Raw genomic sequence first — 20,071 nt, forward strand, 5'->3', positions numbered from 1 at the left:
TCCCGTCCCTCAGGTTTCGATGGCGTGAAAGACCAGCGCCGCGGAATAGACATCGCGCAGCGACTGGATGGTGTTGAGCAAGGTGCCGAGGCTGCCGGCGTCGGGTGCTTCGGTCACGACGACGAGCTTGCCTCTCACATCGCGCCCGTGGATCTCGCAGCCGGGAAGCCTCGCGATCTCGGCTTCGACGTCAGTGAGGCGTTCGGGACGCGCCTGCACCAGAATGCTGGCGATCTCGCAGCCCGGAGGGGAGATGACGGCGGTGCTGAGCACCCGGCCGGTGATCAATGCACGGCGGTTGAGTTTGGCGTGAGCCATGATGCCTGTCTTTCGCTTGTCGGGGAATCAATGCGGCGAACTTGGTGGGCCCGGCGGTCCGGCGAACATCTGGTAGATCCAGACGCCCAAGCCGTAGGAGCCGACCGTTCCGACCGCGAGCACGGGCATCACGATCGCGGTCAGGAACAGGAACGCAAAGATTTCCATGCGCTTACGGCGCGCGCGCGAGGTCGCCTCGTCAGGGGCCGACATATTCGGTCTCTTCGGGATGTCAGGGGAATCGGGACGGCATCCGGGCCGTTGCCTTGCTGCCTTTTTGATGCAGCAGGCCGGTTGACGCGTTGATCTGGATCAACCGTTCAAGTTGCTGATGTCGCGGCCGCCAAAACTGCAGGCGCTACGACCGCAAGCGCAATTTTGGATTGTGCAGGCGCGAAGGCGATGCGAAGATTGAATCTCTGATGGAGACGGCAGGGGTGTAATGGGGCTCACGGCCATCGATCTCGGGCTTCGCGGCGCGGCCAGCGGCGTGTTCCTGTTGATCATTCTCGTGGCGCTGCAGCGTCGTGCCGCCAGCCAGCAGGCCTTGCTGGGCATGGCCATGTCCGCCGGCGGCGCGTTCTACGCCATCGCGACCGCCCCGTTCTTTCCCAAATCGTCATGGTGGTGGGTGTTGCCGATCCTGTCAGGCCAACCGGCCCTGTTCTGGCTGTGGGCACGTGCAGCGTTCGACGACGATTTCGTGCTGAGGCGATGGCATGGCGCCGTGTTGCTGGGCATCGTGGCCTTCGGCTTCGTGCTCACACTGGGCTGGGCTTACGCGCCCGCTTTGGCCAGGGCCGGCGGCCGGGGCCTGGCCTTGATCAATCTGGCGCTGGCGCTCGCGGCCGCGGTGCAGACAGTCAAGACCTGGCGTGCCGATCTGGTGGCGCGGCGCCGCCGGCTGCGGCTGGCGATACTGGCGATCAATGTCGGGCTCATCACTGTGTTCGTCGGCGCCGGCTTCGCCGCGATTCCCGTCGCTGTTCCCGGCGCGCCCGGCAGCCTTCCGATCGCGCTCGTCCTGTTTGTGGTGGCGATGATGGCGGCAGTGGCCACTCTCGCCACGACGCCGGCCGTGCCCGTCAACGACGCCACGGCGGCCATCGCATCCGGCGATGTGCGCGGCGCCGATCGTGCTGCGACGGCTCGGGTTGTGGTCGACCCGATCCTGCTTCGGCGCCTCGACCAGCTCATGAGCGTGGAGCGGACCTACCGGCAGGAAGGTCTTGCGATCGGGGCGCTGGCGGCACGGCTCGAGGTTCCCGAGCATCGGTTGCGCCAGGCCATCAACGAGGGTCTGGGCTATCGGAACTTCAATGCGTACCTCAACCATTATCGTATCGATGACGCCAAACTGGCGCTCTCCGACGTCACGCAACGTGAGGTCCCGGTGCTGACCATCGCCATGGATGCAGGCTTCCAGTCGATCGGACCTTTCAACCGCGCCTTCAAGGCGGAGACCGGGCTCACGCCGACCGAATTCCGGCGCGAGGCGCTGAGCCGGCCGGTTTTGCCTGACATCGGCGAGCCGCTACGAGAAATCGGCTAGCCGATTTTTGGATCGGGCGAGAGGCACGCGCCCTGATGGGACAGATTGTGCGGCAGAAAGTCAGCCACCGAGAGCCCGTCCATGTCCCATTCGAGCGCAGTCACTCCCGCATCCGAACGTCTTCACGCCCTCGATGCCCTAAGGGGCATCGCGCTGCTGCTTGGCATCGTCCTGCACGCGACATTGTCGTTCGTGCCGTCCTCGCCCCGGTTCTGGGTCATCCAGGACACGCATCCAAGCCTGATCCTGAGCCTGCTGTCTTTCGCCATCCATGTCTTCCGGATGACGACGTTCTTCCTGATGGCCGGCTTCTTCGCCCGCATGAGCTTCCATCGCCGCGGCGCCTTCGACTTTGTCAAGGACCGGCTGCAGCGGATCGCGCTGCCGCTCGTGATCGGCTGGCCGCTGCTGTTCGTGCCGATCGCCCTGGTGATCAGCTGGGCCGGAAATTTTCCGAATGGCGGTTCGATCCAATGGGCGTCCAGCTGGCTGCCGCCCTTGCCGAATTTCCGCCTGACCCATCTCTGGTTTCTCTATGTGTTGCTGCAGCTCTATGCCGCCACGCTGCTGCTGCGCGGCGCGATCGTCTGGCTCGACGCGTCGGGCTCGCTGCGAACGGTCATCGACCGCCTCTTTGCGCGGATCATCCGCAATCCGCTGGCGCCGCTGGTGCTGGCGATCCCGATCGGCATCGCCTTCTGCCTCGACCCAAGATGGGTCAATGTGATGGGGGTGAGGACGCCGGATCAATCGCTCATCACCAATGCGCAGGCCTGGATCGGTTTCGGCACCGCCTTTGGCGCCGGCTGGCTGCTGCATCGGCAGATTGATCTGCTGCGGATCCTCGAGCGGCGCTGGCTTGCGCATCTCTTGGCTGCGCTCTGTCTGATCATGATCGGCTTCGTCTTGTCCGGCGTGATGCTGTCTGCCCCGGGTGCGCCGAAACTGCCATATAGCTTCGCCACGCTCCGGCTTGCCTCCGCCATCCTCTATGCGCCCGCGATCTGGATAACGACCTTCGCAGCGCTCGGGCTTGCGCTCCGTTTCATGTCCGGCTTCAGTCCGACATGGCGCTATCTCGCCGATGCCTCCTACTGGCTCTATCTGATCCACCTGCCGATCGTGATGGCGTTGCAGGTCGCGCTGTCGCAGCGCGACTGGCCCGCTTTGGTCAAGTTCGCAATCATTCTCGTCGTTGCGATTCCGCTGATGCTTGCGAGCTATCATCTGATGGTGCGCTTCACCTTCGTCGGCGCGGTGCTGAATGGCCGCCGCGCAATGAGGCGCGTTCTCCCGCAAGGCGGAATTGCGACTGCGTAGACAGCGCCGCCTCACGCATTAAGATGCCCGCAACAAGAACAAGCGGGCAAGAAAACTGGGAGAGGCGTCATGAAGTTCGGCATCTTCTATGAGCTGCAACTGCCGCGGCCCTGGGTGGCCGGCGACGAGCTCGCCCTTTACCAGAACGCGCTCTCGCAGATGGAACTCGCCGACCGTCTCGGCTACGACCATGCCTGGGTGGTCGAGCATCACTTCCTCGAGGAATATTCGCACTCGCCTTCACCGGAATCGTTTCTTGCCGCCGCGAGCCAGCGCACCAAAAACATCCGCCTCGGCCACGGTATTCTCCAGCTCACCACCAACCATCCGGCGCGGGTCGCCGAGCGTGTCGCGGTGCTCGACCTGCTCTCCAACGGCCGCTGCGAGTTTGGCATGGGCGAGAGCGCCTCGATCACCGAGCTGACGCCGTTCGGCCGCGACATGGAGACCAAGAAGGAGGTGTTCGAGGAGGCGGTCGCTGCGATCTTCCCGATGTTCAAGGACGCAGGCTCGGAGCATCACGGCAAATATTTCGACATCCCCTTGCGCAACGTCGTGCCGAAGCCGGTGCAGAAGCCGCACCCGCCGCTGTGGATGGCCTGCTCGCAGCTGCCGACCATCGAGCGCGCCGGCCGCCACGGCTTTGGCGCGCTCGGCTTCCAGTTCGTCAGTGCCGATGCTGCGCATGCCTGGGTGCACGCTTACTACAACGCCATGACGAAACGGCTGCACAAGCTCGCCGACTACGAGATCAACCCGAACATGGCGCTGGTGTCGTTCTTCATGTGCGCCAGGACGGATGAGGAGGCGCGTGCCCGCGCCGACGGCGCCACCTTCTTCCAGTTCGCGCTGCGTTTCTACGGTGCCGCGCAGAACCGCCAACGTCCGGCGCCGTACACGGTGAACATGTGGGACGAATATAACAAGTGGAAGCGCGACAATCCGGAGGCGCAGGAGGCCGCGCTGCGCGGCGGCCTGATCGGCTCACCCGAGACCATCAGGCGAAAGCTGAAGCGCTTCCAGTCCTCGCATATCGACCAGGTCATCCTGCTCAATCAGGCCGGCAAGAACAGCCACGAGCACATCTGCGAATCGCTCGAGCTGTTCGGCCGCGAAGTGATGCCGGAGTTTCAGAACGATCCGGCCCAGGCCGCCTGGAAGAGCAGCGTGATGAGCGGCGAGATCCAGCTCGAAGAGATCGATACTGAAGCCTTCACGGACCGCTACGGCAAGCTCGCGATCACTGTCGCCCCAGTGAAGGCCGCAGCTGGGTAGGGCTGCCCACCTCCACATCGTCGTCCTGGCTTTCGCCAGGACGTCTGCGAAGTGCTGCGCTTGCTCGCTGGGCCTGGTCACCTGAACTGCGATTGAAGTTCCGCCAGCTCTATTGCGTCGTTCTGTTGCTGCTGAAGATGAACGCCGCCTGAAACAAGCTCCCGCTGTCGGTGCGCACCTCGACCGCAACGTCTTCCCGTTCATCCAGGCTCGCGAGATCGCGCGCCAGTCCTGCCAGCGTCTCGGCTGCTTCTACTTCAGCTTCGCGCTGAGTTGGAAACTCCAGCCCTTCCTCGTCGGGATAGAGCCCGGTGCTGTCCCTGATGTCGAAATAATAGCGCATCACCGCATCACCCTCTGATGTGGCCCTGCTTCAACACCAGCATTCGCAGGCGGTTCCTGATCGGCGAGGGCGCCGCCAGGTTCAATGCGAAGCTGATAGGGACAGTGAAGCTGTCGCTTCTCACCTTGGGGAAATCGGAGCCTGGCTCGCGGACGCCGACGTCTGTGGAAGAGGTGCCTTGCGTTCGGGGAGCTTCTTCTTCGGAGGCGCCGGCAACAAGCCTTCCCTGATGGCCTGCTTGCGGGCGAGCTTGCGGGCCCGCCTGATGGCTTCGGATTTCTCGCGCGTCTTTCTCTCCGAAGGCTTCTCGTAAGCGCGCCGCTGCTTCATTTCGCGGAAGACGCCTTCCCGTTGCATCTTCTTCTTCAGGACACGAAGCGCCTGGTCGACATTGTTGTCGCGGACAAGAACCTGCATTGAAACTCCTCGCTGGGCTGCAAGATGGAATGATCCTGCACGCAGCCGATTGCGCAGGAGACCGGTGACGAATTGGAGAATGAGGGCGACCGCTGATGTCTTCGCCGGCCTCGAACGCGCAGGTTTGCGTGTTACGGCGATGCGGTTCAGTGGCGACGACGTGACCACCCCCGCGCGGCCAAGTCAATCGATAAAGGCCTTTGCGCGTGCCGGCGTTCCGTCTGGAATGGCGCCCGAACAGCGTCAAAACCGCCGCTTTGAAAACAAATTGGCCGTATTCCTTGCAAAAGCGCAGATGTCGTGTATATTTGCGTCATTCGATTAGCCGCTGTGCCTTGTTGATCGCGCCTGCGGGCTCCTTTTCCAAAGACATCGACGAAGTTGAAACGACCGCGTGATTGTCGCGCGGCACGCGCTTGCGCGCTTTGGAGAAGAGCATGACGACAGGTACAGTGAAGTGGTTTAACGGCCAAAAGGGCTTCGGATTCATTCAGCCGGACGATGGCAGCAACGATGTGTTCGTTCACATCAGTGCGGTCGAACGCGCCGGCCTTGCGGGCCTCGGTGAGGGCCAGAAGGTCAATTTCGAGGCCAAGACCGACAAGATGCGGGGCAAAGTCAGCGCAGAGAATCTCTCGCTGGCCTGATCTCGCTGCGCCGTTTCACGGATGTACTGAAACGGCTGTGATGCCCGCTCGATCCCCGGATTGAGCGGGTTTTGCCCATTGCACGACAGGGTGAAGGATGAACGCCAGGAAATCGGCTGTACCGTCGCCTGAAGCAATTGCGCGCTCTCATCGCCAACGTCTGGCGGCCGAAGAGGGCGCACGGGCGATCGCGGATGTCGAACGGCAGGGTGTCGAGGTTCGCAAGAACATGGCGCGACTGCGCGAGTTGCGCCAAGCCAAGGAAGCCGCTGACGCCGTTATTGCAGCAGCTTTGCCAGCACCGGCGCTGAAGAAGCGTGCAAGGAAGTCGCCGCGATAACCCAGGTCAGTGATCGTCTCAAGGATCGTCCCAAGCCGGAGTGCTGATCGTGCCCAGAGTGAAGTCGGACGGCGGTGGAACCATCACCTTCACGCTCGCGCACGGCGCAGCGCGGCAGATATGCAGACTTACGACGACGTTCCAGACCGAGAAGCAGGCCTTCAGCTATCTTCACAAATATCGCACCGAGTTCGAGCGGATCGCGCGGGCGCGCCTTGCTTCCGGGGAGCTCGAAGACGGGGTCGTCGTCCTCTCGATGCTCTAGAAGCTATTTGGAAGACTCTTTTGCACGGCCTTCCCTCGCCAGACGCTCCGCCTTCAGGCGCTCGCGATTTTCTTGAAAGGTTCGCTCCGCTTTTGCGTAGTCGGTCATTGGCTTGGCTTCGCCGGTCGGCTTGAAAGCATTGTTGGCGTCCCGCAGATGGCGGGCCTTCGCGTCTTTTCTGATCATTCTCCCTCCATGAGCCCGACGATCCTCCGCGGGCACCTTTGCGACCTGCGCCCCCGTCAGGACGGTGCCTGAAGTCCAGGCGACGTCAGCCACTTGTTGACTTCGCCGGCGACGTCAAGCTGCCGCGCTTTTTGCAAGAGCTCGGTGCGGCGGACACCAAGGGGCATTTCCTTGGCCTGCTGGCGTAAACTGATCGCCTCTTGCGCCAGGCGATATTCGAATGTGTTCGATCGCTCCGGGAATCGTTGAGTTGACATGCTCATGCTCCGCTGTGGGGGTTGAGCGGGAGCGCGACATGCGTTCACATCACCGATAGATGCCAAGAGCCGCTCGATGGCGATAAGACTGTGCGCTGTTATCCGCGGGATAGCGAGCGCTTTGTTCGAGTTCCCGGCAGGAACAGGGACGCGCCGTCATTTTCTGTTGCGGGCCGATGGTGGACACGTGCTGTCGCGCAATATCAATGTGGCGGCAAGCTCGATATCCTTGCGCACCGCGGACTTCTCCGTCGTCATCAGTGCAATCAGCTCGGCGGCCGCGCTGGCGCCGAGTTCCCGACGCGGCTGCACAATGGTGGTCAAGGTCGGCTCGCAATAATCCCCATAGGGAATGCCGTCAAAGCCGACGACGGAGAGATCGTGCGGGATCCGCAGTCCCCCCGACTGCACGGTCTTGATCAGGCCGATCGCCATCTCGTCATTGGCGGCAAACAATGCGGTCGGACGGACCTCCGGGCTGAGCGCAAGCAGCGCCCGCCCGGCCTCGACACCGGTTCGAAAGGTGAAATCGCCTGATATGATCAAGCCGTCCGCGGCAGCAATGCCGGCCTCTTTCAGGGCCTGCTTGTAACCTTCGAGGCGCTGTCGTTCCAGGATCGTCGATTGCGGTCCCGACAGATAGGCGATGCTGGTATGCCCGAGCTTGATCAGATGCCGCACCGCCTCGCGTGCGGCGCCGACATTGTCGATGCAAACCTGCGGGAAGCTCGCGCCGGGAATATATTCGCAGGCCCCCACCAGCGGCACGTGCGCGTCGCGCAAGTCACGGTCGCGACTGCGGATCACGTGACCGCACAGCAGCAGCACGCCGTCGGCTTGGCCGGCACAGACCAGGTCGACATAGCGCGCCTCCTTCTCGGGCGGACCGGCCAGATTGGCAATGACGAGACCGTAACCGGCGGCTGACAGCGTATCGTCGATGCCCTGCAGGATCTCTGCGAAGAACGGGTTGGCGATGTTGGGCACTGCCACAAGCACCACCATGGTCTTGCGGACGCGCAGATTCCTTGCCGAGATGTTCGGCGTATAGGAGGTGTCGCGGACCGCGGCGAGCACGCGGTTGCGCGTTTCCTCGCTCACCACTTCGGGCCGCGCCAGCGTCCGGCTCACGGTCGCGACCGACACGCCGGCAAGCCGCGCAACGTCGGCGATCTTCGCGGGCGGCTGACGGCTCTCCTTGGGGCGCTTGCTCATCTGCTGATCCAGATCCGGGCGGCCCTCGCCGCGCTTGCAAATTCCTACGGTTGTGATACGATCCTATGTAATCGATTACATGAGCCTGTAAAGGGTCATCTGCCCGCAAACGGGCTTACACGGGAGGGAAGTCATGAAGCGCACGCTGCTTGCCGCGGTGGCCGTCGCCACGACGGCGCTTGTCTCGTTGCCGGCCAACGCCCAGGAAATGAAGGCGGAGGTGATCCACTGGTGGACCTCCGGCGGTGAGGCCGCCGCCGTGAAGGTGTTCGCCGACCAGTTCACCAAGGCGGGCGGCACCTGGATCGATAGCGCCGTCGCCGGCGCGGCGAACGCACGAAACGCAGCGATCACCCGCACCGTTTCCGGCAATCCGCCGACCGCCATGCAACTCAACACCGGCAAGCAGTTCGACGAATTGGTGGAAGGCGATTTGCTCGCCGACGTCGATGCGGTCGCAGCCGACGGCAATTGGAAAGGCGTGATGCCCGCCGCGATCATTGCCGCGGCGACCCGCAACGGCAAGATGTTTGCGGTGCCGATCAACATCCACGGTCAGAACTGGCTCTGGTACAACAAGGCCGTGCTCGCCTCCGTCGGCGCCGACGAGCCGAAGAGCTGGAATGACGCGCTCGTCGTTCTCGACAAGCTCAAGGCCGACGGCAAGGTGATCCCGCTGGCCTTCTCGGGCCAGAAGAACTGGGAGCAGAATCTGTTCAACGCGGTCATGATCGGCGTCGGCGGCGCGCAGATGTGGACCGGCATCCTCGGCAAGCGCGACGCGGCGCTGGCGCAGAGCCCCGAGTTCAAGACGGTCGCCGTCACCTACAAGAAGCTGAAGGACTATGTCGATCCCGGCGCGCCCGGCCGCAACTGGAATGACGCGACCAACATGGTCATCCAGGGCAAGGCCGCGATGCAGATCATGGGCGACTGGGCCAAGGGCGAGTTCGTCGCGGCGGGCAAGGTCCCCGACAAGGATTATGGCTGCACCGTGCTGTCCAATGGCAGCGGCGGCTATGTGATGGGCGGCGATGTGTTCGTCTTCCCGAAAGCGAAGGACCCCGCCACCACCAAGGCGCAGATGACCTTGGCGAAATTGATGCTGACGCCGGAGACGCAGATTCAGTTCGCGCTGAAGAAGGGCTCGATCCCGGTGCGGAGCGATGTCGATGCGTCAGCCCTGGACGCTTGCGCCCAGAAGGGCATGCGCTATGTCGCCGACAAGGCCCAGCAAATGCCGTCCGGCGACATGTTGGCGCCGCCCGCTCTGACCGGCGCGCTGCAGGATGCCATCTCGCAATATTGGAACACCAATATGAGCGCCGACGAATTCTCCGCCAAGGTTGCTGCGGTGCTGAAATCCGCAGAGTGAGCATCGCAAGGGGCGGCCGGCGAATGGTCGGCCGCCTCTCCTGATCCGTCGATCCCTCTCCAACCCGGCGACACGATGCGTCTTTCGCTGACCTCCCGATTATCCGTGATCTCGGCGCTCCTGCCGGCGCTGATGGTGATGCTCGTCGTCTATATCGGTGCCACGAGCTGGACGGCGTGGATGTCGCTGACCAATTCGCGGATGCTGCCGAACAACAACTTCATAGGCTTCCGGCAATATCAACTGCTGTTCAGCAACGATCGCTGGCTCACCTCGGTCCACAACATCGTCATCTACGGCGTGCTGTTCGTCTCGCTGGCGCTGCTGATCGGGTTCCTGCTGGCGGTCGCGATCGACCAACGGGTGCGAGCCGAGGACACCATCCGCTCGATCTACCTCTATCCCTATTCGATGTCCTTCGTGGTCACCGGGCTGGTGTGGCAGTGGCTGCTGAACCCGACGCTCGGCGTCCAGTATGTGCTGCGCAGCTGGGGCTTCGCGGGTGCAAGCTTCGACTGGATCGTGCGGCCGGAGACCGCGATCTACTGCCTGGTGATCGCCGGCGTCTGGCAGGCCTCGGGCCTGGTGATGGCGATCATGCTGGCGGGTCTTCGCGGCATCGACGATGAAATCTGGAAGGCGGCGCGGGTTGATGGCCTGCCGAAATGGCGGGTCTACATCTCCATCATCATCCCGATGATGGGCGCCAGCTTCGCGACTGCGGCTGTGCTGCTCTCGACCGCCGTCGTGCGCCTCTACGACCTCTCGGTGTCGATGACCAATGGCGGCCCCGGCATCGCGTCCGAAGTGCCCGCCAAGTTCGTCATGGACCATCTGTTCGAGCGGGCCAATATCGGTCTTGCGGCCGCGGCCGCCACCACCATGCTGGTGACCGTGATCGCGGTCGTCGCGCCCTATCTCTATTGGCGCGCGCGCAAGGGAGAGGTGCGATGAGCGCGATCACTCTTGGCGCGGTCAGGCCGGGACTGAGGTCAAGGCGCATCAGCCCGGCGCGCTGGGGCCTCTATGTGTTCATCCTGATCACGGCATTGTATTTCCTGCTGCCGCTTTACGTCATGATCGTCACGTCCTTGAAGCCGATGGCGGAGATCCGGCAGGGCCATCTGCTCGCGCTCCCGGCCTCACCGAGCCTCGCGGCATGGGGCAAGGCCTGGACGTCGGCCTGCACCGGCCTCACCTGCGAGGGCATCAGGGTCGGCTTCTTCAATTCGCTGCGAATATTGCTGCCGTCGGTGGTGATCTCGATCGTGGTGGGATCGTTGACCGGCTACGCGCTGTCGCTGTGGCGCGTGCGCGGCGCGAACATCCTGTTCGGCGCGATGATGATCGTCGCCTTCATCCCCTACCAGGTGTTCATCTACCCGCTGGTGCGGGTGTTCTCCTTCACCGGGCTCGGCCAGTCGCTTGCCACCATCGTGACCATTCACACGATCTTCGGGCTTCCGACCATGACGCTGCTGTTCCGCAACTACTTCGCCTCGCTGCCGGTCGAATTGTTCAAGGCCGCGCGCATCGACGGCGCCGGCTTCTACCAGATCTATGCCCGCATCATGATGCCGATGGCGACGCCGATGATCGTCGTCGCGGTGATCCTGCAGACCACCGGCATCTGGAACGATTTCATCCTCGGCCTGGTGTTCGCCGGCCGCGACAATCTGCCGATGACCGTGCAGCTCAACAACATCGTCAACTCGACGCAGGGCGAGCGCGCCTACAATGTCGACATGGCGGCCACGCTTCTGACCGCATTGCTGCCGCTCGTGATCTATTTCGGCTCCGGCCGCTGGTTCGTTCGCGGCATCGCCGCGGGCGCTGTGAAGGGCTGAGGCAACATGGAACGCTCCAACGTCGATATCATGAAGCTGCAGATCGGCTTTGGCGGCTTGAAGGTTCTGGAAAACCTCGACCTTCATGTCGACGCCTCCGAATTCCTCGTGCTGCTCGGCCCCTCCGGCTGCGGCAAGTCGACCCTGCTGAACGCCATCGCCGGACTGATCGAGGTCAAGGGCGGCCAGATCCGGATCGGCGATCGCGACGTGACCTGGGCCGAGCCGAAGGATCGCGGCATCGCCATGGTGTTCCAGAGCTACGCGCTCTATCCGCGCATGAGCGTGCGCAAGAACCTGTCCTTCGGGCTGAAAGTCGCGCGCACGCCGCAGGACGAGATCGACAGCCGTGTCGGCGAGGCCGCAAAGATGCTGCGGCTGACCGAGCTGCTCGACCGCCGTCCGTCCGAACTCTCCGGCGGGCAGCGCCAGCGCGTCGCGATCGGCCGCGCGCTGGTGCGTCATGCCGGCGTCTATCTGTTCGACGAGCCGCTCTCCAATCTCGACGCCCAATTGCGTGCCGAGCTCAGGGTCGAGATCAAGCGCCTGCACGCGCGCCTCGGCGCCACCATGATCTACGTGACGCACGACCAGATCGAGGCGCTCACCCTTGCCGACCGTATAGCCGTCATGCAGGGCGGCGTCATCCAGCAGCTCGATACGCCGAAGAAGATCTATCGCGAGCCGGCCAACCGCTTCGTGGCCTCCTTCGTCGGCTCGCCCGCGATGAATTTCCTGCGCGGCCGGATCCTCCGTGATGGCGCCCCGGTGTTCATCGCCGGTGACGTCAGGTTCGACCTGAACGGCTACGCGTTCCGCATCCCGCCATCGGATGCTCCGGCCGTCCTCGGCATCCGCCCCGAGCACATCGAGATCGTCGGCTCCGAGCATCCCTCCGCCGTGACGGCACGTGTCGAGATGGTGGAACCGATGGGCGCCGACGCGCTGATCTGGTGCCGCCTTGCCGACGGGACCGCGTTCTCCTTCCGCGCCGATGCCGATGCAAAGGCGGGTGCGGGCGATAGCCTTGCCTTGCGGTTTCCAGCCGAAGCTTTCTCACTGTTCGACGACCAGAGCGGACAGCGTCTTTAACTCCGCAACCCACCTCGCACGAGACTCCAGCATGACCACGCCGATAGACCTCCTGTCCTTCCAGCTCTATTCCGCCCGTTCGATCGAACCGCTCGAGGCGCAGTTCAAACTGCTTGCCGGCCTCGGCTACAGGATGGTCGAGCCCTGGGGGGCGCTGTTCAACGATCCCAATACGTTGAAGCGGCTGCTCCAGCAGTACGGCATGACCGCGCCGAGCGCGCATGTCGGACTCGACCGGCTGCGCGCCGACGCCGCCGGCACCGCGAAGCTCTGCAAGGGATTGGGGATCGATACGATCTTTGCCCCGGCGCCGCCACCCGGCGAACGCGAGGGCGGCGAGACGGAGTGGCGTGGCATCGGGCGCGAGCTGGCCGCGATCGGCAAGGCGGTGACAGGCGAGGGGCTGCGCTTCGGCTGGCACAACCACCATTGGGAATATGGCCGCAGCGCGAGCGGGCTGACCTATCTCGAATGCCTGTTCGAGGAGGCACCCGAGCTGGTCTGGGAGGCGGATCTCGCCTGGATCGTGCGCGGCAACGGCGATCCCGTCGCCGAAATCAAGAAGCACGCCAGGCGCCTGGTCGCCTGCCACATCAAGGACCTCGCACCTTCAGGGCAATGCCTGGACGAGGACGGCTGGGCCGATCCCGGCCACGGCACCATGGACTGGGCGGCGTTGCTGGCCGCGATGAAGGAAGCGAACGTGTCGCTGTTCGTCGCCGAACATGACAAGCCGAACGACGTCGCCCGCTTCGCGCGCCGGGCGCGCGAGACCGTGGCCGCTTGGAACTGAAGGAATGCGTGACATGAGCAAGCTCGGCGTCGGCGTCATCGGATGCGGCAACATCTCGACGATCTACCTGCGGAACATGCCGAACTTCCGCGATCTCAGGCTGGTCGCCTGCGCCGACCTGCGCCCCGAGATCGCGCGCGACCAGGCCGGGCTGTTCGGCATCGAGGCCTTGACGATCGAGGCGCTGCTGGCGCGTCCCGACATCCAGATCGTCGTCAATCTCACCACCCCCAACGCGCATTTCGCGGTCAGCCACGCCGCGCTGACCGCCGGCAAGCATGTGTTCGGCGAGAAGCCGATCACGGTCGAGGCCGCCGATGCAGCCGCGCTGGTCGCCGAAGCGGCGCAGCGCGGCCTCAAGCTCGGCTGCGCGCCCGACACGTTCCTCGGTGGCGGCGGCCGGACCGCGCGCGAGCTCGTCGATGCCGGCAGGATCGGCAAGGTGCTCTACGGCACCTGCTTTCTGATGTCGCACGGGATGGAGCACTGGCACCCGGATCCCACCTTCTTTTTCAAGCCTGGCGGCGGACCCATCCTCGACATGGGGCCTTATTACCTGGCGGCCCTGATCAATCTGTTGGGATCGGTGACGCATGTGCAGGGACGCGCGAGTTCCGGCTTTGCCGCGCGGCTCGTCTCCTCGAAGGGACCGATGAACGGCAAGTCGATTACGGTGGAGACACCGACGACGGTGATGGCGCTTCTTCACTTCGAGACAGGCACCGACATCGTCTTCACCATGAGCTGGGATGTGTGGAAGCACGGACATGCACCGATCGAGCTGTATGGCACCGAGGGATCGCTCCGCGTGCCGGATCCGAACTTCTTCGGAGGCGTGGTGCAATATACCGAGAAGGGCAGCGACTGGATTTCGCTCGCAGCCGATGACCGCGCGTTCGGCAAGCCGAATTGGCGCTCGCCGAACTGGCCCGATCACATGCCGAGCCAGGCCAATTATCGCTGCCTCGGTGTCGCTGACCTCGCAAGCGCGGTGTTGCATGGCACGCCGCATCGCGCCTCCGGCGCGCTGGCAAGCCATGCGCTCGAGGTGATGCATGCCACCCTGAAGGCGGGTGTCGAGGGCGGCGAGATCGCCATACATTCGCGCGTCGATCGGCCCGCCGCCATGTCCGAGACCGACGCCCTGGCGCTGTGGGCGGCGGAGACGTTCTGAGGCCCGACAGGGGTGGCGGCCTCGCCGTATCGTTGCTGAGGCCGCCACGCGAAACAAGCAAGAAGGAATCATGCGATGAAGATGATCAAGGGACCGGCAATTTTCCTCGCCCAGTTCGCATCCGACACGGCGCCGTTCAATTCCTTCGATTCGATCTGCAAATGGGCCGCCTCGCTCGGCTATATCGGCGTCCAGATCCCGAGCTGGGATGGGCGGCTGTTCGATCTGAAGAAGGCGGCGGACTCGCAGGATTACGCCGACGAGGTGAAGGGTGTCGCTGCCCGTCACGGTCTCGCGATCACGGAGCTTTCGACCCATCTCCAGGGCCAGCTTGTCGCCGTTCATCCGGCCTACGACGCCGTGTTCGACGGCTTCGCCGTGCCTGAAGTGCGCGGCAATCCGAAAGCGCGCACCGAATGGGCCATCGACCAGGTCAAGTCGGCGATCCGCGCCTCGAAGCGCCTCGGGCTTAACGCGCACGCGACTTTCTCAGGCGCACTCGCCTGGCCCTATATTTATCCGTGGCCGCAACGTCCGCCCGGCCTCGTCGAGGAGGCCTTCGACGAGCTCGCCAGGCGATGGCGACCGATCCTCGACCATGCCGACGCGCATGGCGTCGATATCGCCTACGAGATTCACCCCGGCGAAGATCTGCACGACGGCGTCTCCTATGAGATGTTCCTCGAAAGGGTGAACAACCATCGCCGCGCCAACCTGCTCTACGATCCCTCGCACTTCGTGTTGCAGCAGCTCGACTATCTCGACTACATCGATATCTACCACGACCGCATCAAGGCCTTTCACGTCAAGGACGCCGAGTTCAACCCGACCGGCCGGCAGGGCGTCTATGGCGGCTTCCAGAGCTGGGTGAACCGGGCCGGCCGCTTCCGCTCGCCCGGTGACGGGCAGATCGATTTCGGTGCGGTGTTCTCGAAGCTGACGCAGTATGATTACGACAGCTGGGCGGTGCTCGAATGGGAATGCGCGTTGAAGCATCCCGAGGACGGTGCGCGCGAAGGCGCCGAGTTCATCAAAAACCATATCATCCGCGTCACCGAAACGGCCTTCGACGATTTCGCCGGCGCCGGCACCGACGTCGCGATGGTCCGCAAGGTGCTCGGCATCTCCTGAAAGCGAGGCAACAGATGGCAATCGAGGCAGGCAACGAGACCGGGGGTCACCGCCGTATCCGGCTCGGCATGGTCGGCGGCGGGCAGGGGGCTTTCATCGGTTCGGTGCATCGCATTGCTTTCAGGATCGATGACCAGTTCGAGCTCGTGGCCGGTGCACTTTCATCTGAGCCTGGTCGCGCCAAAGCTTCGGCAAAGGAGCTCGGGATCGCCGCGGACCGCGCCTATGGCAGCTTTGAGGAGATGGCCAGAGCGGAAGCCGCCCGGCCTGATGGCATCGAGGCGGTCTCGATCGTCACCCCCAATCACATGCATGGCCCGGTGGCAAAGGCCTTCCTCGCAGCCGGCATCCACGTGATCTGCGACAAGCCGCTGACCACGACCGTCACGGAAGCCGAGGAGCTGGCGGCGCTGGTGCAAAAGACCGGCAAGGTCTTCGTCGTCACGCATAATTATGCCGGCTATCCGATGATCCGTCAGGCCCGCGCCATGGTGGCATCAGGTGATCTCGGCGAGATCAGGCTGGTCCAGGCCGAATATCTCCAGGACTGGTTGACGGAGCGGCTTGAGGCCACGGGCCAGAAGCAGGCGGCATGGCGCACCGATCCGGCCCGCTCCGGCGCCGGCGGCTGCATCGGCGACATCGGGACTCATGCCTATCATCTCGCCTGCTTCGTCAGCGGGCTCCAGCTCGACGAACTGCTCGCCCAGCTTTCGACCTTCGTGCCCGGGCGGCTGCTCGACGACGACGTCCAGATCCTTCTGAGGTGGAAGGGTGGTGCCAAGGGCATGCTTTGGGCGAGCCAGGTCGCGGTCGGCAATGAGAACGGCTTGAAGCTGCGCGTCCACGGCACCAAGGGCGGCCTCGAATGGGCGCAGTCCGATCCGAACTATCTCTGGTTCACGCCCTACGGCCAGCCGAAGCAGCTGCTGACCCGCGCAGGCGCCGGCGCGCTGCCGGACGCGGCCCGCGTCAGCCGCATCCCGTCAGGTCACCCCGAAGGCTACCTCGAGGGATTTGCGACCATCTATGCCGAAGCCGCGCGCGCCATTCGCGCCGCCGCGGCCGGCGTCGAACCCGATCCGGCGGTGATCTATCCGACGGTGCATGACGGGCTTGCCGGCATGAAGTTCATCGACGCCGCGGTGAAATCATCCGCGGCCAATGGCGCCTGGGTCCGCGTCGGTTGATAAGCTCCGCCCGCAAGGCTTGCAGACAATTTGAGCCTGCTGTTGGCCGTCAGCGACGTTGCCGAGCGCTTCGTCGAGGTCCGCTCGGTACGGCAAGGCGGACCGGATTTGTGCCCGTTGAGTTCTTCGCATTTTGACCCGAAGGGACCAATAGTCGATGACACATCCTAACGCCTAAGGCACAGCTTTGCGGCGGGTTGCGCGGCGTTCGGATTGATCAGAAATGACAAAGGCCGATCAACTATCAGCATACGTTCGCTTGGCTGCGGAGCGTGCCATGGGCCTCGCTCGGCGACTTCAGCCGCCTAGCGACGCCCGGCAGCTTTCGAGTCTTCCTTCTGGATCCCGAGGTCTTGTCGTTTGGCCCCTTTCGCCACCGGAAGCCGCCAACCACGTCTGATCGCCATGACCCGAAGCAGGAAGCATGAAATCAGCGCGACTGTCGTCACCGCAGCCACCGGTAGCTGCAGCATGTGGCCGATCACCACGATGGCAGCTGCCGCCAGCGCAGCGACCGCGTATAGGTCGGCGCGCAGGACGGTCGGTATCTCGGCGAGCAGCACGTCGCGCACCATGCCGCCGCCGATCCCGGTAACCATTCCAAGGACGGTGGCCATCACAGGATTGAGCCCGAACGATAGCGCCTTTGACGAGCCTGTGACGGCAAAAAGGGCAAGTCCCGCTGCGTCGAGATAAAGCACCGCGTTCGACATCCGGACGATGACGGGCGAGAAGTAGAAGGTGACGAGCCCTGCGAGGAGCGAGACGCCCAGATAACACCAGTCGCCGACGGCTCCCGGAGGCACCGCGCCTATCAGGAGGTCGCGGGTGATACCCCCCGAGTTTCCTGCTGCGAAAGATAAGACCATGACGCCGAAGAGGTCTAGACCGCGCTTGGTCCCCGCCAATGCCCCGCTGAGTGCGAAGACGAAAGTCCCGGTCAGGTCGAGTACGACAGGCAGCTTGTCCATCACTCGGCTTTCCTTGCCTTAACCCTCGAGCGAGCGAGGGCGGTTCGGCGCTTAGCGTTCACTATGCCGTAAGCCAAGCGCGGGCGGCAACGACCAGCGCTTCGACGCCGGTCCGCAGCGTCGGGTGAAGAACGGGTGCGAATTTGGGACTATGGTTCACCGGAAGTTCGTTGATTCTATTCGCATGCTTGGCCTTCGCGTAAATTTCCGGATCGGTGCCGCCGACGAACCAGAAGACCGAGGGCACATGCCATTCTGAACCGAACGATCCGAAGTCCTCGCTGGCAGGGGCTGGTCCCGTCGCCCGGACACGGTCGGCGCCAAAGTGACCCCGGAATGCGTCCACCACCCGGCTGGTGGCTTCCTGGTTGTTCACGTTCAGAGGGTAGCGATCGATGGTCGTGATCTCCGGCGGCCGCGGCGCACCAGAAGCTGCTGCCTCGGCATTGGCGATTCGCTCGATCGCAGCCAGTACCCGTGAGCGCACGCCGGCATCGAAGGTCCGTACGTTCAGCTTGATGATGGCTTCGGCCGGGATGACGTTTTCCTTGGTGCCTGCCTGCAGGACGCCCACTGTCAGCACCGCGGCGTCAGCGGCAGCCAGTTCGCGCGAGACGATGGTCTGCAGCCGTAGCACGGTCGAAGCGGCCATCACGACGGGATCAATGCTGGCCTGCGGCATCGAACCGTGCGCACCTCGTCCGAACAGGCGTATCTGCAAGCTGTCCGCCGCCGACGTGATCGCGCCGGCGCGGCCGGCGACCGTGCCGGAAGGGCCAACCATGACATGCTGGCCCAGGATCACGTCAGGTTTTGAAAAGCGCTTGAACAGACCGTCGTCAATCATGGCCTGCGCGCCTTCGCCCGTTTCCTCCGCGGGTTGGAAGACCGCCATGAGCGTGCCCCGCCAAGAGGCCTTGGCTTCCGCCATAAGCTTGGTGGCGCCCGCAAGCCATGTGACATGCATGTCGTGGCCGCACATGTGCGACACTGGCACCGTATTGCCGTCCTTGTCCGTCGCCGTTGCCTTGCTCGCATACGCAAGGCCAGTCGCTTCCTGGATCGGCAGCGCGTCCATGTCGGCGCGCAGCATGACCGTGGATCCCTGGCCGTTTCGAAGAAGTCCAACGACACCGGTCTTACCTATACCGGTGGTCACTTCGTAGCCGGCGGCGCGAAGCCGGTCCGCCGCCAATCCCGCCGTGCGAGTTTCCTGCATGGAGAGCTCCGGATGCGAGTGTACATCCTTGTAGACAGCTTCCAGATCGGGAAGCATTCCGTCGAGGGTTTGCAGAGCCTTGGTCTCGCTCATGGTTCCGATCCTTGTGAGATTTCGCCGAGCTAACTTACGGCGGTCCGGGATAGTCCATGGTCGCTTTTCCGTTACCGCTTGCTGTTGGCTACGATCCACGATTCAAATGCATCCATGAACTGCTGCAGGAACTTGCGCGTCCCCTCGTTGACGAGCTTGCCATCAGCGTCGAAGAGCTTGTCGGCTCCGCCGAGATAGGCTTCCGGCTGCGGCATCGCTGGCACGTTAAGAAACACCAGAGACTGCCTCAAATGGTGGTTAGCACCGAATCCGCCGATGGCTCCCGGCGAAGCGCTGACGACTGCTCCAGGCTTGCCGTTCCAAGCGCTCCTGCCGTACGGACGCGATCCGATATCGAGCGCGTTCTTCAGTGCGGCCGGCACTGACCGGTTGTGCTCGGGCGTGACGACGAGAACGGCCTCTGCAGCCCTGATACGCTCACGAAAAGAAGTCCGTACAGCAGGCGGCGCCTCGTCACTATCTTGGTTGTAGATCGGGAGGTGGCCTATTTCGATTTCACTGAGCTTCAATGACGCGGGGGCGAGCTGGCCTAGCGCATTCGCCAGTTTGCGATTAATAGACTGCTTCCGGAGACTGCCAACGAGCACCGCGACGTCGCGTGTTTCGGTCATGGTATGCCTCCTTCGGCATCGTTGATCGCGGACGCGCCAAATTCACCAAATCGCAAGCGGCGCCGCATCCTAATTCTTCAGCAGAAAAATCGTCATCTGCGCTCGTCCGGTAGGAGTGCAAGTCACCCCCTCAACGGACAGAACCGTCCTGGTGCTTCCGAATACGCCCGACCGAACATGCCAGCCCTTGTGACCTTTTTGAGCGACTTCTTTGCTGGTGAGCCCATCTTGCATCCCGAACCTGCAGAGGTTCGCGCTGTTCCAACACAACACCGTGCTCGCCGCCCACGGGGTCATTGATAAATCCTATCGCTTCACGAGTCCGGAATTGGCCCGAAGGCGAAGGTCGCTCCGCTGTCCCGTAAGTCGGCAGTCGGGATTAGACCGGTCATCCCAAAAGCGCGGCCAAATCGACACGA

Annotated in this window: 25 protein-coding genes; 15 read left to right on the plus strand and 10 right to left on the minus strand. The window is 63.5% G+C overall.

Translation table 11 applies throughout. From position 1 onward, the window contains the following. Positions 1-9: 9 nt before the first annotated feature. Positions 10-318: a chaperone NapD gene (locus XH80_RS04415; protein WP_271597499.1), complete on the minus strand. Its 309-nt coding sequence runs from the start codon at positions 316-318 to the stop codon at positions 10-12. A gap of 27 nt (positions 319-345) precedes the next feature. Next, a complete protein-coding gene (gene napE, locus XH80_RS04420; RefSeq protein WP_271597500.1) occupies positions 346-531 on the minus strand; it encodes a periplasmic nitrate reductase, NapE protein in 186 nt (61 codons plus the stop codon). 229 nt (positions 532-760) lie between these two features. Between napE and XH80_RS04425 the strand changes: the two genes are divergently transcribed. From XH80_RS04425 to XH80_RS04435, 3 genes are all read left to right on the plus strand, one after another. Next, the gene (locus XH80_RS04425) at positions 761-1,870 is read left to right on the plus strand and encodes an AraC family transcriptional regulator (RefSeq protein WP_271597501.1); all 1,110 of its coding nucleotides are present in this window, start codon (positions 761-763) and stop codon (positions 1,868-1,870) included. Positions 1,871-1,951: 81 nt separating this feature from the next. Then, entirely contained in the window at positions 1,952-3,190 is a 1,239-nt protein-coding gene (locus XH80_RS04430; RefSeq protein ID WP_271597502.1) for an acyltransferase family protein, read from the plus strand. Between the two features lie 69 nt (positions 3,191-3,259). After that, on the plus strand, positions 3,260-4,465 hold the full coding sequence (locus XH80_RS04435; protein ID WP_057757397.1) for an LLM class flavin-dependent oxidoreductase: 1,206 nt from the start codon (positions 3,260-3,262) through the stop codon (positions 4,463-4,465). A gap of 109 nt (positions 4,466-4,574) precedes the next feature. Here the strand turns inward: XH80_RS04435 and XH80_RS04440 are convergent, their stop codons facing one another. Next, entirely contained in the window at positions 4,575-4,808 is a 234-nt protein-coding gene (locus XH80_RS04440) for a DUF6894 family protein (protein WP_439408193.1), read from the minus strand. 120 nt (positions 4,809-4,928) lie between these two features. Continuing rightward, the gene (gene rpsU, locus XH80_RS04445; protein WP_271597504.1) at positions 4,929-5,225 is read right to left on the minus strand and encodes a 30S ribosomal protein S21; all 297 of its coding nucleotides are present in this window, start codon (positions 5,223-5,225) and stop codon (positions 4,929-4,931) included. A gap of 79 nt (positions 5,226-5,304) precedes the next feature. On the opposite strand from rpsU, the gene XH80_RS04450 reads away from it, so the two are divergent. From XH80_RS04450 to XH80_RS04465, 4 genes are all read left to right on the plus strand, one after another. Next, on the plus strand, positions 5,305-5,550 hold the full coding sequence (locus XH80_RS04450) for a hypothetical protein (RefSeq protein ID WP_271597505.1): 246 nt from the start codon (positions 5,305-5,307) through the stop codon (positions 5,548-5,550). Positions 5,551-5,662: 112 nt separating this feature from the next. After that, positions 5,663-5,872 carry a cold-shock protein gene (locus tag XH80_RS04455; RefSeq protein ID WP_057757404.1) on the plus strand — a complete coding sequence of 70 codons (210 nt, stop codon included), beginning with the start codon at positions 5,663-5,665 and terminating at the stop codon, positions 5,870-5,872. Between the two features lie 97 nt (positions 5,873-5,969). Next, positions 5,970-6,212, plus strand: coding sequence for a transcriptional regulator (locus XH80_RS04460; RefSeq protein ID WP_271597506.1), 243 nt, complete (start codon positions 5,970-5,972; stop codon positions 6,210-6,212). A 40-nt stretch (positions 6,213-6,252) separates the two neighbouring features. Then, positions 6,253-6,477, plus strand: a complete 225-nt coding sequence (locus XH80_RS04465) for a hypothetical protein (protein ID WP_271597507.1) — start codon at positions 6,253-6,255, stop codon at positions 6,475-6,477. Between the two features lie 3 nt (positions 6,478-6,480). On the opposite strand, the gene XH80_RS04470 is transcribed toward XH80_RS04465, so the two are convergent. The 3 genes from XH80_RS04470 to XH80_RS04480 form a co-directional block, all read right to left on the minus strand. Next, positions 6,481-6,663 carry a hypothetical protein gene (locus tag XH80_RS04470; protein WP_271597508.1) on the minus strand — a complete coding sequence of 61 codons (183 nt, stop codon included), beginning with the start codon at positions 6,661-6,663 and terminating at the stop codon, positions 6,481-6,483. Positions 6,664-6,719: 56 nt separating this feature from the next. Beyond that, positions 6,720-6,920: a hypothetical protein gene (locus tag XH80_RS04475; RefSeq protein WP_271597509.1), complete on the minus strand. Its 201-nt coding sequence runs from the start codon at positions 6,918-6,920 to the stop codon at positions 6,720-6,722. Positions 6,921-7,076: 156 nt separating this feature from the next. Further along, on the minus strand, positions 7,077-8,135 hold the full coding sequence (locus XH80_RS04480; RefSeq protein ID WP_271597510.1) for a LacI family DNA-binding transcriptional regulator: 1,059 nt from the start codon (positions 8,133-8,135) through the stop codon (positions 7,077-7,079). 133 nt (positions 8,136-8,268) lie between these two features. Here XH80_RS04480 and XH80_RS04485 point away from each other — a divergent pair, with 133 nt between their 5' ends. The 8 genes from XH80_RS04485 (at position 8,269) to XH80_RS04520 (ending at position 16,737) form a co-directional block, all read left to right on the plus strand. Continuing rightward, complete coding sequence (locus tag XH80_RS04485) at positions 8,269-9,510, plus strand: ABC transporter substrate-binding protein (protein ID WP_271597511.1); 1,242 nt, start codon at positions 8,269-8,271, stop codon at positions 9,508-9,510. A 75-nt stretch (positions 9,511-9,585) separates the two neighbouring features. Then, positions 9,586-10,464: a carbohydrate ABC transporter permease gene (locus XH80_RS04490; protein WP_271597512.1), complete on the plus strand. Its 879-nt coding sequence runs from the start codon at positions 9,586-9,588 to the stop codon at positions 10,462-10,464. After that, positions 10,461-11,357 carry a carbohydrate ABC transporter permease gene (locus tag XH80_RS04495; protein ID WP_271597513.1) on the plus strand — a complete coding sequence of 299 codons (897 nt, stop codon included), beginning with the start codon at positions 10,461-10,463 and terminating at the stop codon, positions 11,355-11,357. Before XH80_RS04490 ends, XH80_RS04495 begins: the two co-directional genes overlap by 4 nt. Before the next feature lie 6 nt (positions 11,358-11,363). After that, the gene (locus XH80_RS04500; RefSeq protein WP_271597514.1) at positions 11,364-12,449 is read left to right on the plus strand and encodes an ABC transporter ATP-binding protein; all 1,086 of its coding nucleotides are present in this window, start codon (positions 11,364-11,366) and stop codon (positions 12,447-12,449) included. Positions 12,450-12,480: 31 nt separating this feature from the next. Next, a complete protein-coding gene (locus XH80_RS04505; RefSeq protein ID WP_271597515.1) occupies positions 12,481-13,242 on the plus strand; it encodes a sugar phosphate isomerase/epimerase family protein in 762 nt (253 codons plus the stop codon). Between the two features lie 13 nt (positions 13,243-13,255). Then, positions 13,256-14,416, plus strand: coding sequence for a Gfo/Idh/MocA family protein (locus tag XH80_RS04510; RefSeq protein WP_271597516.1), 1,161 nt, complete (start codon positions 13,256-13,258; stop codon positions 14,414-14,416). 75 nt (positions 14,417-14,491) lie between these two features. Further along, positions 14,492-15,547 (plus strand): sugar phosphate isomerase/epimerase family protein, encoded by a 1,056-nt coding sequence (locus XH80_RS04515; RefSeq protein WP_271597517.1) that lies wholly within the window; start codon positions 14,492-14,494, stop codon positions 15,545-15,547. Between the two features lie 14 nt (positions 15,548-15,561). Beyond that, on the plus strand, positions 15,562-16,737 hold the full coding sequence (locus XH80_RS04520; RefSeq protein ID WP_271597518.1) for a Gfo/Idh/MocA family protein: 1,176 nt from the start codon (positions 15,562-15,564) through the stop codon (positions 16,735-16,737). Between the two features lie 305 nt (positions 16,738-17,042). Here the strand turns inward: XH80_RS04520 and XH80_RS04525 are convergent, their stop codons facing one another. The 3 genes from XH80_RS04525 to XH80_RS04535 form a co-directional block, all read right to left on the minus strand. Next, positions 17,043-17,708 carry a trimeric intracellular cation channel family protein gene (locus XH80_RS04525; RefSeq protein ID WP_271597522.1) on the minus strand — a complete coding sequence of 222 codons (666 nt, stop codon included), beginning with the start codon at positions 17,706-17,708 and terminating at the stop codon, positions 17,043-17,045. A 61-nt stretch (positions 17,709-17,769) separates the two neighbouring features. Next, entirely contained in the window at positions 17,770-19,020 is a 1,251-nt protein-coding gene (locus XH80_RS04530) for a M20 family metallopeptidase (protein WP_271597519.1), read from the minus strand. A gap of 71 nt (positions 19,021-19,091) precedes the next feature. Further along, positions 19,092-19,652, minus strand: coding sequence for an NADPH-dependent FMN reductase (locus XH80_RS04535; protein WP_271597520.1), 561 nt, complete (start codon positions 19,650-19,652; stop codon positions 19,092-19,094). Positions 19,653-20,071 lie beyond the last annotated feature (419 nt).

The sequence above is a fragment of the Bradyrhizobium sp. CCBAU 45384 genome (genome assembly GCF_028128665.1).
Classification (GTDB): Bacteria; Pseudomonadota; Alphaproteobacteria; order Rhizobiales; family Xanthobacteraceae; genus Bradyrhizobium; species Bradyrhizobium manausense.